This window comes from Pseudomonas sp. LBUM1648 (assembly GCF_059716145.1).
This window is the reverse complement of the sequence record NZ_CP166808.1, coordinates 2,567,806-2,581,644: the sequence shown is the minus strand read 5'-3', so window position 1 is coordinate 2,581,644 and position 13,839 is coordinate 2,567,806. Positions and strand designations below refer to the sequence as shown.

Here is a 13,839-nt window from a genome sequence, read left to right as displayed (position 1 = left end):
ACAAGCGTCCATGCCGTTACCCACGGGAGTTTTGTCATGTCCGAGCAAGCACGTTTCATGCTGGTGGCCCCACCCCTGATGAAAGACAGCCCCGCATTCGAACGGGCTGGCGCACTGGCCAAGGCCTCGGGAGCGGCGCTGCACATTGTGGCGTTCGATTATCTGGAAGGTCTGGCAACCGCCGGACTGGTTAACGAACAGGCACTGGAACAGATGCGTATCGGCTATGTCGAGCGTCACCGCCAGTGGCTGGAAGATCAGGCCAGACCCTTGCGTCATCTTGGCGTCACGGTGACGACCGAGGTGGTCTGGATCGAGCACCCCTTGCGCGAGATCCTGATTCACCTCAAAGAGCAGCCGATGGCCCTGTTGATCAAGGATCTGGAGCCCGCCTCATTCATGTCCCGGCTGATGTTCACGCCACTCGATCTGCACCTGCTGCGCGAATGCCCGGTCCCCCTGCATTTCGTCAGCCATGTGCACAATGCCCGGCCTCGGCGAATGGTTGCCGCTGTGGATCCGTTTCATCGTGACGCCCGGTACGAAGACTTCAACGACCGGATTCTGCGTGAGGCCGTCAAACTGGCAAGCCTCAGCGACGCCGAACTGGAAGTGATCTATGCCTATGACCTGTCATCGATCAGCGCCGATGAGTTCGGATTCGACAATGCCTCGACGTTTTTCACGCAGGGCAACGCCAAAGCACTGTTCGATGCACAAGCCACCGCGTTCCGCGCACTGGCCGAACGCAACGGCATCCCGCCGGAGCGCCAACACATGATCATGGGCGATCCGGCCAAAGTGCTGTGCAGCTATGCCGATGCCTATGACATCGACGTGATCGTCATGGGCCGTGTCGGCCATCGCGGCCTCGGCCGGTTGGTCGGCAGCACGGTGGAACACCTGCTGTACAAAATGCCCTGCAGCGTCTGGGTGGTGTCGCCGCAAATGCTGTCCGCCTGAACGCAGACACCCCTAAAAGTCGGCGGGTTCAGATGGAGCGCTGATTGACCCGCGCCATCAATTGTTCGGCCGTTTCTTTGCGCTCCGAATACCGATCAACCAGAAAATCCTGGCGGTCGCGCAGCAGCACGGTGAACTTCACCAATTCTTCCATCACGTCGACGACGCGGTCATAGAACGGTGACGGTTTCATCCGCCCTGCCTCGTCGAACTCCATGTAAGCCTTGGGCACCGAGGACTGGTTGGGGATGGTGAACATGCGCATCCAGCGGCCCAACACGCGTAGCTGATTGACGACGTTGAACGACTGAGATCCACCGCACACCTGCATCACCGCCAGGGTTTTGCCCTGGGTCGGGCGAACGGCGCCAAGCTCCAGCGGTATCCAGTCGATCTGTGCCTTGAACACCGCCGACATGGCGCCATGACGTTCTGGCGAACACCAGACCTGACCTTCCGACCACAGCACCAGTTCGCGCAGCTCCTGCACTTTCGGATGGTCGACGGGGACGTCGTCGGGCAATGGCAAACCGGACGGGTTGAAGATGCGCGTCTCGGCGCCGAAGTGTTCGAGCAAGCGCGCGGCTTCCTCTACCAGCAAACGGCTGAAAGAGCGTTCGCGGGTCGAGCCGTAGAGCAACAGGATGCGCGGTTTGTGTTCGCCCGAGGTCGTGGCTTTAAAGCCTTCGAACAGGGTTGAATCAAGGTTGGGCAGATGTTCTGACATATATCCTCCGGCTTACAGGGAGCCGATTCGATCCAGCTCACGCTGCAGTTCTGCGCGGCTGAGCGTTGTAAAAGGCAGGCCGAGGAAGGTCGAACAGCGCCGCTCGATGATCGCCAGCGTGGCACTGAACGCCGCATCCACTGCGGCCTCGTCACCGGTCACATCGGAGGGATCTTCCAGGCCCCAATGGGCTTTCAGCGCCGGACCGAAGTACACCGGGCAGCTTTCACCGGCGGCCTTGTCGCAGACGGTGATGACGATATCCGGCGGGTTGTCCTCGAAGGCGTCATTGCCTTTGCTGTACAGGCCATCGATGGAAATACCGGCCTGTTGCAGCGTGGCAAGACTGCGTGGCAGCACCTGGCCTTTAGGGAAACTGCCAGAACTCAGCGCCTCGAAACCCGGGCGCGCCAGGTGATTGAACATGGCTTCGGAAAGAATGCTCCGGCAACTGTTGGCCGTGCACATGAACAGAACTCGCATGGGGGGGGGCTCCTGCGGACGTTAATAATTCAGCAGCACGCTGCTTCGCGGACGGGGCGATCATCCATGTTTAGCAAGCGCGAGGCGTTATCCTTGAGCCAGTCGACGTTAGCCTTCGACGTCACTTGCAGGATTTGATGAACCCAATCGGGCAGATCCGGGTTGAGCCGGTAATAGACCCACTGGCCCTGCCGACGATCAAGCAGCAGCCCGTTGCTGCGCAGTTGCGCGAGGTGGCGGCTGATCTTCGGCTGGCTGTCATTGAGGGCACACATAAGCTCGCAAACGCAGAGTTCGCCTTGAGCGGCGATCAGCAGCGTAGCGCGGACACGGGTCTCGTCGGCGAGGCTTTTGAAGAGTTCGGGGGGCGTGATCATCAGGGCGCACCGTACATATGGACTGCCGAATATACGGATATCCATATATTAATCAACCTGAAAGATCAAAAGATCTCAGGAATTGAGCAACAACCCCTGCTCCGCCTCGCACAACCCCACTACATAATCCCAGACCACCCGCAGCCGCACCGACTTGTGCAACTCGCGCCGGGTGCTGATCCAGTAACTGCGCTCGATGCTTTCGTCCGGCAGCAAGGGCACCAGATCCGGCTCAGAGGCCGCCATGTAGCACGGCAACACGGCAATGCCCAATCCCGAGCGAGCGGCTTCCTGCTGGGCGATGACGCTGGTGCTATGGAACACCACCCGAGGACTGCGGCAAAAGCTGTTGAGGAACATCAACTCCTGACTGAACAGCAGATCATCGACGTATCCGATCCATGCATGCCGCCCGAGGTCTTCCCGGCTGCGCAACGGTGGCGCGTTGTCGAGGTAACGCTGGCTGGCATAGAGGGCCAAACGGTAGTCCGTCAGTTTGCGGGTAACGAGCATGTCCGCCGCCGGACGCTCCAGATGAATGCTGATTTCTGCCTCGCGGTTAAGGATGCTGACGAAGCGCGGCACCGCGACCAATTCCACTTCCAGACCGGGGTAGCGCTCGAACAGACCGATCATGCGGCTGGCGAGAAACTTGATGCCGAGGCCTTCAGTGACGCCGACACGGATTTTGCCCAGTGGCGCGGTGGATTGGGTGATTTCCTCCTGGGCCAGCAGGGCGACGTTTTCCATGGCTTCGGCGTGCTTGAGCAGCGCCTCCCCCGCAGGGGTCATTTCGTAGCCTTGGGCGTGCTGGACGAACAGCGCGGTGCCGAGGCTTTTTTCGATGGCCTCGATGTGGCGGGCGACGGTGGCGTGGGTGGTGTTCAAGCGGCGGGCGGCGGTGAGCAGGCGGCCACTGCGTTGCAACTCCAGAAAGAACCGCAGATCGTTCCAGTCGAACATGGGGTGTCCTTGTCAGCTATCGTCATTCAGGGCTGTTTAAAAACGCACAGCGGCTGCGCAAAAACTAACATTCTTTTGACGAAAGCTAACAACTAGAGTGTCCGACAATAAAAACAAAAAGCGAGGTCAGGGAATGCAGACTTCCCTTGATGAATACGACTACATCGTGGTCGGCGCCGGCCCTGCCGGGTGCTTGCTGGCCAATCGACTGTCGGCCGATCCGCAGCAGCGCGTGCTGTTGCTCGAAGCGGGCGGACGCGACAACTATGCGTGGATTCACATCCCCGTCGGTTACCTGTTTTGCATCGGCAACCCGCGTACCGACTGGTGCTTCAAGACCGAAGCGCAACCCGGTTTGCAAGGCCGCAGCCTGAGTTATCCGCGCGGCAAAGTGCTCGGTGGCTGTTCTTCAATCAACGGCATGATCTACATGCGCGGCCAGGCCGGCGACTATGACGGCTGGGCAGCCGAGGGCAATCCGGGCTGGGCCTGGGATGACGTGCTGCCGCTGTTCAAACAAAGCGAAAACCATTTTGCCGGCGCCGCTGATTTTCACGGTGCCAAAGGCGAATGGCGGGTCGAGCAACAGCGGCTGTCGTGGCCGATTCTCGATGCGTTTCGCAGCGCCGCCGAGCAGAGCGGCATCGCCAGCATCGATGACTTCAATCAGGGCGACAACGAAGGCTGCGGCTACTTTCAGGTCAACCAGAAGGCCGGCGTGCGCTGGAATGCGGCAAAAGCCTTTCTCAAACCGGTGCGATCCCGGACCAATCTGACCGTGTTGACCGGGGTTGAAGTGGATCGTGTTCTGCTGGAGAACGGTCGCGCATCGAAGGTCAGCGCCCGTCATGAAGGCCAGGTGAAAAGCTTCAAGGCGCGCAAAGAGATCGTGTTGTGTGCCGGCTCCGTGGGTTCGCCGAGCATTCTGCAGCGTTCCGGGATTGGCCCGCGTCCGCTGCTGGAACGCCTCGGCATCGGCGTGATTCATGAGCTGCCGGGTGTCGGCGGCAATCTGCAGGATCACCTGCAACTGCGGCTGATCTACAAACTGGAAAACGCCCGCACCCTCAACCAGATCGCCGGCAGTGTGTGGGGCAAGATGGGCATGGGCCTGCGTTATCTGTATGACCGTAGCGGACCGTTGTCGATGGCGCCGAGTCAGTTGGGGGCGTTCGCCCGATCCGGGCCGGAGCAGACGTCGGCGAATCTGGAATATCACGTGCAACCATTGTCGCTGGAGCGTTTCGGCGAACCGTTGCACAGCTTCCCGGCCTTCACCGCGTCGGTCTGTGACCTGCGTCCGCAGAGCCGTGGCCGCATCGAAATCCGTTCCGCGAACCCGCAAGACGCGCCGCTGATTCAGCCCAATTACCTCAGCCATCCCGAAGACCTGCGCGTGGCCGCCGATGCGATCCGCCTGACCCGACGCATCGTCAGCGCCCCGGCCCTGCAAGCGTTCAAACCGGTCGAGTATCTGCCCGGGGATAGCCTGCAAAGCGAAGAAGAACTGCACGAAGCGGCGGCCAGAATCGGCACAACGATTTTCCATCCGGTCGGTACGTGCCGCATGGGTAATGACGGTGATGCGGTGGTCGATGCGCAACTGCGCGTACATGGTGTACCCGGGTTGCGCATTGCCGACGCATCGATCATGCCGCGCATTACCTCGGGTAATACCTGTTCGCCTACGCTGATGATTGCCGAGAAGGCGGCACAGCTGATCCTTTCTCCAACCGTAAACCCACCCCCTGTAGGAGCTAGCCTGCTGGCGATGACGGACTGACATCCAACATCTCTATGGCTGATGCACCGCCATCGCCAGCAGGCTGGCTCCCACAGGGGACTTGCACCAGATTCAAGGCATCGCGCATCACCCGGACACGCAACACCAGTGGAACAACAAAAACAATCACTGTGAGGGATACCGATATGTCGGAACACGTTCAGCCGCTGGACGCCGTGCGCAGCACGGACACCAGCCCGGATACACGCAAAGTCATCTTCGCCTCCTCCTTGGGGACGGTGTTCGAGTGGTATGACTTCTTCCTCTACGGCGCCCTCGCGGCGGTAATCAGCAAGCAGTTCTTCGCCGGGGTCAACGACACCACGGCGTTCATCTTTGCGCTGATGGCGTTTGCCGCCGGGTTTATCGTGCGGCCGTTCGGGGCGCTGGTGTTCGGTCGGTTGGGGGACATGATCGGGCGTAAATACACCTTCCTCGCGACCATCATCCTGATGGGCGTCGCGACCTTCTGCGTCGGCCTGCTGCCTACCTACGCCAGCATCAGCATCGCCGCCCCCATCATTCTGGTGGTGCTGCGCATGCTCCAGGGCCTGGCGCTCGGCGGTGAATATGGCGGCGCCGCGACTTACGTGGCGGAGCACGCGCCAATCGGCAAACGCGGTTTCCACACTAGCTGGATTCAATCCACCGCCACCCTCGGCCTGCTGCTGTCGCTGCTGGTAGTGCTCGGTTGCCGCTACTTCACTGGCGATCAGTTTGAAGTGTGGGGCTGGCGCATTCCCTTCCTGCTGTCGATTGTGCTGCTGGGCATTTCCACCTGGATTCGCCTGAGCCTTCACGAGTCGCCGGCGTATCTGAAGATGAAAGAGGAAGGCAAAACCTCCAAGGCGCCGATCCGCGAATCCTTCGGCAAGTGGGAAAACCTCAAAGTGGTGCTGATAGCCCTGTTCAGCATCAACGCCGGGCAAGCGGTGACGTTCTACGCAGCGCAGTTTTACGTGCTGTTCTTCCTCACCCAGTTCCTGAAAATGGACCCGGCGGTGGCCAACACCTTGCTGATCATCAGCGTGGTCATCGGCGCACCGTTTTTCATCTTTTTTGGCTGGCTGTCGGACAAGGTCGGGCGCAAACCGATACTGATGCTCGGCCTGCTGCTGGCGACGGCGCTGTACTTCCCGATCTTCAAATCCCTCGCCCATTACGCCAACCCGGCCATCGATCAGGCCAGCCGTCAGGCGCCGATCACCGTGCTGGCCGATCCGGCGACCTGTACCTTCCAGTTCGACCCAGTGGGCAAAGCCAAATTCGATAGCCCGTGCGACAAGGTCAAAACCTTCCTGGTCAAGCAAGGCCTGCCCTACTCCAGCGCCGCCGCGCCGGCCGGCAGCGCGGTGCAAGTCAGCGTTGGCGACGTGAAACTCGACGGCTTCGACGAAGCGGCGTTGCGCGGCGCAATCACCCTCGCCGGCTACCCGCAACAGGCGGATATGCAGCAGATCAACAAGCCAATGATCGTCGCCCTCATCGTCGCGCTGATCATCATCTCGGCCATGTGCTACGGGCCGCTGGCGGCGCTGATGGTTGAGCTGTTCCCGACCCGCATCCGCTACACCTCGATGTCCTTGCCGTACCACATCGGCAACGGCTGGTTTGGCGGTTTCCTGCCAACCGTGTCGTTCGCGCTGGTGGTGTACACCGGGGATATTTTTTATGGGCTGTGGTATCCGGTGCTGATTACCGGGGTGAGCCTGGTGGTGGGGATGATCTGTTTGCGTGAGACGAAGAATATCGATCTCGATAAGAACTGAGACAAGCGGTGGCGAGAGACTTAACGCTGTCGCCACCATTACTTGAATCAGTCATCCGCTTTGATCACCTCGAACTTCACTTGATCCGGATAGAACGCGACATAGTTTTTGATCTGATCAACCGATATTTTCGGATTTTCGTAAGTCCACACCGCATTCGCCCCCTCATGCCCCGGCACCTGCAAACTGAAGTAATTGGCGTCGCCCTTGTACGGGCAGTAACTGGTGTGATCGGTGCGGGCGAAATACTTTTCGTCGATGTCTTCGCGGGGGATGTAGTACACCGGCGGGTAGTTGGCCTCATTGAGGACCATCACGTGGGAGGACGCGGCGACCTGGATGCCGTGGAATTTCACCACCAGGCAACCGATGAGTTGTTCGAGGGCAATGACGGGAGTGGGGCCGGGGGTTTTCATGGGTTTCTCCTGAATACGGCAAAGAGACCGCTTCAGGTATAGCCCATGTGTTCCGCTCATGGGAGGTTCGCAGCCGAACGGCCAACGGCCCACACCCCATCAAGGTGAGGGCCGCTTTTCAGGCATCACGCAACAATATCGGTCGCCAACGCCTGCCCCACAACACCTACGGCAAAATCAATCTCGCCCTGCCCCGTCAGGTCAACCAACAGCGTGGTCTGATCGCTCTGCGCGTAGTAAGTCAAAATCGCGTCCCCCGCATGCCCGGTGAAACCGTTGACGAAATTCAGCGAAGCAGCGCCATTCGCAAACCCGGCAATGCCCGACAGGTCGATCTTGTCCAGGCCACTCTTGAAATCCATGATCCAGTCCGGCTGGTTATTGGTCGAATCGCTGGCCGCGCCAAACACGAAAGTGTCCGCCCCCTCGCCGCCCCGCAGCACATCGGCACCGCCGCCACCGTAGAGGATGTCGTTGCCCGCGCCGCCCAACAGATAATTGACCGCTCCGTTGCCGATCAGCAGGTCATTGCCCGAACCACCCACTGCGTTTTCCACGGTTACGCCGTAAGCAATCGACACGTTACCGACCAGACCACCGACGTCAGAGAACGAACCTTCATTGAGGTTGATTTTCTGGTTCTGGGTGAAGCCAGAGAAATTCAACGTGTCATCGCCGCCACCGTCCCACACCGAGAACACCAGTTTCGACGACGCCGAAGTGGCGCTGTAGAAATCGCGTCCGGCGTTGGAACTGAAACCGTACGTGGTGTTATCGGCGCGTGTCTCGCAGTTGGCGCCATACAGTTTCTGTACGGCAACAATATCGTCCAGCAACGGCGCCGAGGCATAGGCGCCGCTGCCGTCCTTGCTGAAGTTCTGGTCGGTATTGGCCTCGCTCCAGTAGCTCATCAGGCTATAGCCACGGGTGTCTTCGGCGTACTTGGCGTCGGTGTAGGTCGGGTTGCCATTGCCGGCGTTGTAGGCGCCGGGGTGGGACAGGCCGAGGGTGTGGCCGATCTCATGGGTCAGGGTCTGACGCCCGTAGTTATTGGTGTCCGGGGTTTTGTTGACCTGGTATTGATCGTTGATCAAGTACCACGACTGGCCGTCATAACTACCGCCGCTCGGCAAGTAGGCGAACGCGGCGCCGCCGGTGCTGACGTCGTAGTTGCCAAACGTCATATGACCGTCGCCGCCCTTGCCTTCGGTGAAGGTGACGTTGGCGACGTCGGCCCAGGATTGCATGGCCAGCACGGCTTGAGCCTTTTGCTGGGCGCTGAATTCGCTGAAGTTGCCGAGTTTCGGGTTGTAGTTCGCCGGTTGGTCGGTGAGGAAGGTGTAACTGAGGCTGATCTTGCCGTCGGCATTTTTATCGCCCCACGACAGGCCCTTGCGCAGGATTTCGTCAGCGGCCTGATCGGCAGTGTATGAGGGCTTGCCATTGACCAGTCCTTCGCCACGGTCATACAAGTGGCTGAATATATTGACTTCATCGTAGGCGCTGCTGGTTTTGGATGTGGCTTGAGCCATGGTGTACGTCCTTGTTCAGTGGTCAGGTGTCGCGTTGAACCTGACATGACCTGCAACCCCCGCGCTAATCAATTTCTCGATAGTTCCTGGCAGCGTCCCCGAATTGCCCGTCATTTTCGGCAATGCTTTTTATCTGTATATCCATACAGATAAAAGTTGCCCCTGGCGCCAAGTCCGGCCATTCTGTGCGCCTGTTCGGACCTTGATCGACGATGGTGGTTATGCGGCTGTACCTCTGTGAAAAACCTTCCCAGGCCAAAGACATTGCGGCTGTGCTCGGCGCCAAGCGTCGGGGCGACGGCTGCTGGCTGGGGACGGACGTCACGGTGACCTGGTGCATCGGCCATTTGCTGGAGACCGCTCCGCCGGACGCCTACGACGCGCGCTACAAGCGCTGGGTGCTGGCGGTTCTGCCGATCATTCCGGACAAGTGGAAAATGACCGTCAAACCGCGCACCGCCAGCCAGTACAAAGCAGTGAAACGCCTGCTCGGCGAGGCCAGCGAACTGATCATCGCCACCGACGCCGACCGTGAGGGCGAGATGATCGCCCGGGAACTGGTCGAGCACTGCCGCTATCGGGGGCCGATCCGCCGCTTGTGGCTGTCGGCATTGGACGAGGCGTCGATCCGCAAGGCTTTGGCCTCGTTAAAACCGGGTGCAGAGACGTTCAGCCTGTATCACTCGGCATTGGGTCGCTCGCGGGCGGACTGGCTGATCGGCATGAACATGAGTCGTCTGTTCACCCTGCTCGGTCGTCAGTCAGGTTATCAGGGTGTATTGCCGGTCGGTCGGGTACAGACGCCGACATTGCGACTGGTGGTGGACCGTGATCGCAGCATCGCCGATTTCGTGCCGGTGCCGTTTTGGGCGATCGACGTGGAGTTGCTGCACAACGGCACGCCGTTTACCGCGCAGTGGCGGGCATCCTCGGATGTTTGTGACGATCAGGATCGTTGCCTGAATCAGGCGCTGGCGCAGCAAGCCGCCGTCGCGATGAGAAGCGCCGCCAGTGCGCGAGTGGTGAAACTGCGCACCGAGCGTATGCGTGAAGTGGCGCCCCTGCCCTTCGACCTCGGCACCTTGCAGGAAGTCTGTTCGAAGAAACTCGGCCTCGGTGCGCAGGAAACCCTCGACATCGCCCAGGCGCTCTACGAAACCTACAAAGTCATCACCTATCCGCGCAGCGATTGCGGTTTCTTGCCGCTGAGCCAGCACAGTGAGGCGCCGGGGATTCTCGCGGCGTTGCGTCAGGCCGACCCGAGCCTCGACGCGCTGCAGGGTTTTCTCGAACCGCAGCGCAAATCCCGGGCGTGGAACGACGCCAAGGTCAGCGCGCACCACGGCATCATCCCCACCGCAGCGGCAAAGAACCTTGAACGCCTGAGCGGCAAGCACCGTGCGGTCTACACGTTGATCCGCGCCCGCTATCTGGCGCAGTTTCTGCCCAACCATGAATACGATCGCACCCAGGCCGATTTTGATTGCGCCGCAGAAGCGCTGCGCGCGGTCGGCAAGCAAATCATCGAACCGGGCTGGAAACGCGCATTACCCGAGGCATTGGCACCGGCCAAGGGCCGTGAAGCACCAGCACCGCAAACCTTGCCGGCATTGTCTCAGGGCGTCGAGTGTGCGGTCGCAGATGTGAAGTTCAAGGATCTGTGGACGCAACCGCCCAAACCCTATACCGAAGGCGATCTGATCAAAGCGATGAAAAACGTCGCCAAGCTGGTGGAAGACCCGCTGCTCAAGCAGAAGCTCAAGGACACCACCGGGATCGGCACCGAGGCCACCCGCGCGTCGATCATTCAGGGCTTGCTGGATCGCGGGTATCTGGTGAAAAACGGCAAGGCCCTCGCCGCGACACCCGCCGCGTTCAGTCTGATCGACGCCGTACCCCGTGCAATTGCCGACCCCGGCACTACTGCAATCTGGGAGCAGGCACTGGACATGGTGCAAAGCGGTGAGATGAGCCTGGAAGAATTCGTCACCAAGCAAGCGGCGTGGATGAGCAAACAAGTAACCCGATGCTCTGCCCTGAGCCTGACCATCAGCGGCCCGCCACCCGCCGGCAAGGCTGCCGCGCCGTGGAAGAAAAAACGCAAATCGACGCGCAGCAAAACCGCCGGCACCACCAAACGCACCGCGAAACCCGCTGCCAAAAAGTAATACACGCTACTGTTTCTGAAAGGTCATCACTTTCAGGAAGCCAAAGCATGCATAACGTCGAACTGCACCCCGCCCAGCGCGACGAACTGCAAACCCTCGAAAACCTGATGCAGTTCTACATGTATGACTTCAGCCAATGGCTGCCTTTGAAGCTCGCCGAGCATGGCTTTTTCAGCATCCAACCGAAATACGAATACTGGCGCCATCCCGCAACCCAACCCTTCCTGATCCGGGTCGACGACGAACTCGCCGGTTTCGTGACCGTCGATAACGAAACCCACATCGCCAGCGCCGAACACAACATCGGCTACTTCTTTCTCGCCCGACGCTTTCGTGGCCAAGGTGTCGCGCAGTTTGTCGTCTCTGCCCTCTTGAGCCGTATCCCGGGTCAGTGGCAGATTTTCCATATCGATGCCAACCGGCCTGCGCAGCGCTTCTGGGCCAGGCTGATGCCGGAATTGAGCGACGGCGAGTTCACCTTGCTGCAGCGCGAAGTAGACGGTTATCCGTGTACGTTCTATGTCCTGCGCAGCCCTTTTTCCGTTGCGTGAACGGATCCTTTCTCATTCCAAAACAGCTTTGTCCGACAATATGTAGTGAACAAAAATAATCACTACAAAACCGTTGACGGCGTCGTTTTGCTTTTGCATGATGAAGACGTTCCCCGATCGGGAACATTGGTAATACGCTTGAGCAAACTCGTCTGACCGCCGAGTTGTTTTTTCCGGATACACGCTGCCCACAAGGCAGATTGAAGAAGCTGACCTGGCCTGAACGTCCAGTACAAGGACGAGAAGCGCTGGCGAAAATTCTCAAGACGCTTGTGGTCGACACTGAAAATGTCGTCAAGGAGCCTCCCGGTTTTCGCTGCTTCTCCTCGTTGTGACGCTATTGCGTAGCAGTTATTCAACACGACTACATGCAACAGATGCACGACCCCGTATTTCAAACGGGCGACCGCTGACGTCCTGGTTTCGGTGCCAGGGATCAACTAACCGATGGGCTACCTGTATTAGCGAATCAACTTTGAAAGATCACCAAACTGGTCAAGGGGCAAAATCATGAATCTGAACAATCAACCCACTATCGAAGAACTGGCTCGTATGTTCGCTGCGCAAAAAGACAGCCTCGACAGCCATATTCTGTGGATCAGCAAATCGGGCCAAGTGCATATCGACTGCCTGGCGCCCCACGCTGGCGAAGAAGAGTTCGACCGCAACAATCAGAACCTGCTGGCCCGCCTGAAGATGTACCGCCGCGGCCAAGGTTATGTCGGCAAAAAAGCCGCGGCCGACAAGGACTTCATCGGTAATGTTCTGCAGACGCTGAAACAGGCGTGGGACTCGATGCAGAACAAGAATGAAGTTCGGGTGATTGATCGGTTCTGCTGATTTACAACTTAAATAACAAGAGGGTCTGCTTCCAGCTATGGAGCAGGCCTTTTTTTGTGTATGGCGTAAGCTTTGTGGTGTTAGTTAAATCTATCCCCTCACCCCAGCCCTCTCCCGGAGGGAGAGGGAGCCGATCTCGAGCGTGCTTGCGATCTCCATTCAACTTCAATATTTCAAGTCGGCGCATTAGCCAAAAACTCCTCGTTCAATCCCCTCGCCCTCGGGGAAAGGGAGTCGATCTGGAGTGTGCTTGCGATCTACATCCAACTTCAATATTTCAGGTCGGCGCATTAGCCACCAACACCTCGGTCAGTCCCCTCTCCCTCCGGGAGAGGGTTAGGGTGAGGGGCTTCCCATGCTCAACACCAGTTCCACAAACGCCACCGCCGCCGCACTGTGATAATTATTGCGCCGCCGCAACAACGCCGCCCCGCGCTGTGGCGCCTCACTGTCGACCCGCAGCCTGCGCAGCGCCCGATCTTCAGTCGCGATGGCCTGCGGCAACATTGTCGCCAACGGCGAATGCCGAACCACTTCCAGCAAAGTACTCACCGAGTTCACCTCAATACGCACTTTGGGCGTGATCCCGTGCTGACGGAAATACTCATCCACCGATAGCCGCGTGATGAAGTCCGGCGCCAGCAGCGCAAAATCCAGTTGCGCAACGTCATCCGAGGTCAGCACCGCCGTGCTGTCGTACAACGGATGCTCGCGCCCGACCATCACCCCCAGCGTCTCGACAAACGCCGGAATGCACTCGATGTCCGGGCTGCGCACCGGAGTAAATGCAATCGCGATATCCAGCGAGTCATCCGCAAGCCCTGCCTCAATGTCGTCCATCGACAACTCGAAGATCTGCAAATGAATCCCCGGAAACCGCGCCGTGTAATCGCGCACCAATGGCCCGACCAGATACGCCATGAACGTCGGCGTCATGGCCAGACGCAAGGTGCCACGGGTCAGATCCTTCACGTCATGCAACGCGCGCTTGCCCGCCTCCAGTTCCACCAGCACCCGCCGCGCGCATTCGATATAGGCCTCGCCGGCATCGGTCGGTTTGACCGATCGTGAGGTGCGATCAAACAGATTCACACCCAGGGTTTCCTCCAGTTGGCGAATCTGTTGCGACAGGGTCGGCTGCGAGACATGCAGCGCCTCGGCCGCGCGGGTAAAGCCGCCGTGATCGGCAACGGCCAGCAGGTAACGCAAATGTCGCAACAGCATGGGTGCACCATCTATAGGAAAGGCTTATGCGAAGCATTGTATA

At 59.2% G+C, this 13,839-nt stretch carries 13 protein-coding genes; 6 read left to right on the top strand and 7 right to left on the bottom strand.

Annotation, left to right across the window (positions count from 1 at the left end; all coding sequences use genetic code 11):
- Positions 1–36: 36 nt before the first annotated feature.
- Positions 37–963 carry a universal stress protein gene (locus ACA043_RS11925; RefSeq protein WP_401265486.1) on the top strand — a complete coding sequence of 309 codons (927 nt, stop codon included), beginning with the start codon at positions 37–39 and terminating at the stop codon, positions 961–963.
- 28 nt (positions 964–991) lie between these two features.
- On the opposite strand, the gene arsH is transcribed toward ACA043_RS11925, so the two are convergent.
- The 4 genes from arsH to ACA043_RS11905 all read right to left on the bottom strand — a co-directional run bounded on the left by arsH (position 992) and on the right by ACA043_RS11905 (position 3,513).
- Positions 992–1,690 carry an arsenical resistance protein ArsH gene (arsH, locus tag ACA043_RS11920; RefSeq protein ID WP_497659284.1) on the bottom strand — a complete coding sequence of 233 codons (699 nt, stop codon included), beginning with the start codon at positions 1,688–1,690 and terminating at the stop codon, positions 992–994.
- Positions 1,691–1,702: 12 nt separating this feature from the next.
- The gene (locus ACA043_RS11915) at positions 1,703–2,173 is read right to left on the bottom strand and encodes an arsenate reductase ArsC (RefSeq protein ID WP_401265489.1); all 471 of its coding nucleotides are present in this window, start codon (positions 2,171–2,173) and stop codon (positions 1,703–1,705) included.
- 29 nt (positions 2,174–2,202) lie between these two features.
- Positions 2,203–2,550 carry a metalloregulator ArsR/SmtB family transcription factor gene (locus ACA043_RS11910; RefSeq protein WP_497659283.1) on the bottom strand — a complete coding sequence of 116 codons (348 nt, stop codon included), beginning with the start codon at positions 2,548–2,550 and terminating at the stop codon, positions 2,203–2,205.
- A gap of 75 nt (positions 2,551–2,625) precedes the next feature.
- On the bottom strand, positions 2,626–3,513 hold the full coding sequence (locus ACA043_RS11905) for a LysR family transcriptional regulator (protein WP_187680266.1): 888 nt from the start codon (positions 3,511–3,513) through the stop codon (positions 2,626–2,628).
- Positions 3,514–3,646: 133 nt separating this feature from the next.
- Between ACA043_RS11905 and ACA043_RS11900 the strand changes: the two genes are divergently transcribed.
- A complete protein-coding gene (locus ACA043_RS11900; protein ID WP_497659282.1) occupies positions 3,647–5,296 on the top strand; it encodes a GMC family oxidoreductase in 1,650 nt (549 codons plus the stop codon).
- A 146-nt stretch (positions 5,297–5,442) separates the two neighbouring features.
- Positions 5,443–7,065, top strand: a complete 1,623-nt coding sequence (locus tag ACA043_RS11895) for an MFS transporter (RefSeq protein WP_497659281.1) — start codon at positions 5,443–5,445, stop codon at positions 7,063–7,065.
- A gap of 47 nt (positions 7,066–7,112) precedes the next feature.
- On the opposite strand, the gene ACA043_RS11890 is transcribed toward ACA043_RS11895, so the two are convergent.
- Together ACA043_RS11890 and ACA043_RS11885 are read right to left on the bottom strand one after the other, a co-directional pair.
- Positions 7,113–7,481 carry a DUF427 domain-containing protein gene (locus ACA043_RS11890; protein ID WP_187680263.1) on the bottom strand — a complete coding sequence of 123 codons (369 nt, stop codon included), beginning with the start codon at positions 7,479–7,481 and terminating at the stop codon, positions 7,113–7,115.
- Between the two features lie 125 nt (positions 7,482–7,606).
- Positions 7,607–9,013: a serralysin family metalloprotease gene (locus tag ACA043_RS11885; protein WP_497659280.1), complete on the bottom strand. Its 1,407-nt coding sequence runs from the start codon at positions 9,011–9,013 to the stop codon at positions 7,607–7,609.
- A 221-nt stretch (positions 9,014–9,234) separates the two neighbouring features.
- Between ACA043_RS11885 and ACA043_RS11880 the strand changes: the two genes are divergently transcribed.
- From ACA043_RS11880 to ACA043_RS11870, 3 genes are all read left to right on the top strand, one after another.
- Positions 9,235–11,181: a DNA topoisomerase III gene (locus tag ACA043_RS11880; RefSeq protein ID WP_497659279.1), complete on the top strand. Its 1,947-nt coding sequence runs from the start codon at positions 9,235–9,237 to the stop codon at positions 11,179–11,181.
- Positions 11,182–11,228: 47 nt separating this feature from the next.
- A complete protein-coding gene (locus ACA043_RS11875) occupies positions 11,229–11,732 on the top strand; it encodes a GNAT family N-acetyltransferase (RefSeq protein ID WP_497659278.1) in 504 nt (167 codons plus the stop codon).
- A gap of 510 nt (positions 11,733–12,242) precedes the next feature.
- Positions 12,243–12,572: a hypothetical protein gene (locus tag ACA043_RS11870; RefSeq protein ID WP_042559618.1), complete on the top strand. Its 330-nt coding sequence runs from the start codon at positions 12,243–12,245 to the stop codon at positions 12,570–12,572.
- Between the two features lie 336 nt (positions 12,573–12,908).
- On the opposite strand, the gene cynR is transcribed toward ACA043_RS11870, so the two are convergent.
- Positions 12,909–13,796: a transcriptional regulator CynR gene (gene cynR / locus ACA043_RS11865; protein WP_497659277.1), complete on the bottom strand. Its 888-nt coding sequence runs from the start codon at positions 13,794–13,796 to the stop codon at positions 12,909–12,911.
- Positions 13,797–13,839: the final 43 nt, after the last annotated feature.

Bases quoted from the DNA above. Each gene is read 5' to 3' on its own strand.
- ACA043_RS11925 (WP_401265486.1), top strand. From the start codon at position 37: ATGTCCGAGCAAGCACGTTTCATGCTGGTGGCCCCACCCCTGATGAAA.
- arsH (WP_497659284.1), bottom strand. From the start codon at position 1,690: ATGTCAGAACATCTGCCCAACCTTGATTCAACCCTGTTCGAAGGCTTT.
- ACA043_RS11915 (WP_401265489.1), bottom strand. From the start codon at position 2,173: ATGCGAGTTCTGTTCATGTGCACGGCCAACAGTTGCCGGAGCATTCTT.
- ACA043_RS11910 (WP_497659283.1), bottom strand. From the start codon at position 2,550: ATGATCACGCCCCCCGAACTCTTCAAAAGCCTCGCCGACGAGACCCGT.
- ACA043_RS11905 (WP_187680266.1), bottom strand. From the start codon at position 3,513: ATGTTCGACTGGAACGATCTGCGGTTCTTTCTGGAGTTGCAACGCAGT.
- ACA043_RS11900 (WP_497659282.1), top strand. From the start codon at position 3,647: ATGCAGACTTCCCTTGATGAATACGACTACATCGTGGTCGGCGCCGGC.
- ACA043_RS11895 (WP_497659281.1), top strand. From the start codon at position 5,443: ATGTCGGAACACGTTCAGCCGCTGGACGCCGTGCGCAGCACGGACACC.
- ACA043_RS11890 (WP_187680263.1), bottom strand. From the start codon at position 7,481: ATGAAAACCCCCGGCCCCACTCCCGTCATTGCCCTCGAACAACTCATC.
- ACA043_RS11885 (WP_497659280.1), bottom strand. From the start codon at position 9,013: ATGGCTCAAGCCACATCCAAAACCAGCAGCGCCTACGATGAAGTCAAT.
- ACA043_RS11880 (WP_497659279.1), top strand. From the start codon at position 9,235: ATGCGGCTGTACCTCTGTGAAAAACCTTCCCAGGCCAAAGACATTGCG.
- ACA043_RS11875 (WP_497659278.1), top strand. From the start codon at position 11,229: ATGCATAACGTCGAACTGCACCCCGCCCAGCGCGACGAACTGCAAACC.
- ACA043_RS11870 (WP_042559618.1), top strand. From the start codon at position 12,243: ATGAATCTGAACAATCAACCCACTATCGAAGAACTGGCTCGTATGTTC.
- cynR (WP_497659277.1), bottom strand. From the start codon at position 13,796: ATGCTGTTGCGACATTTGCGTTACCTGCTGGCCGTTGCCGATCACGGC.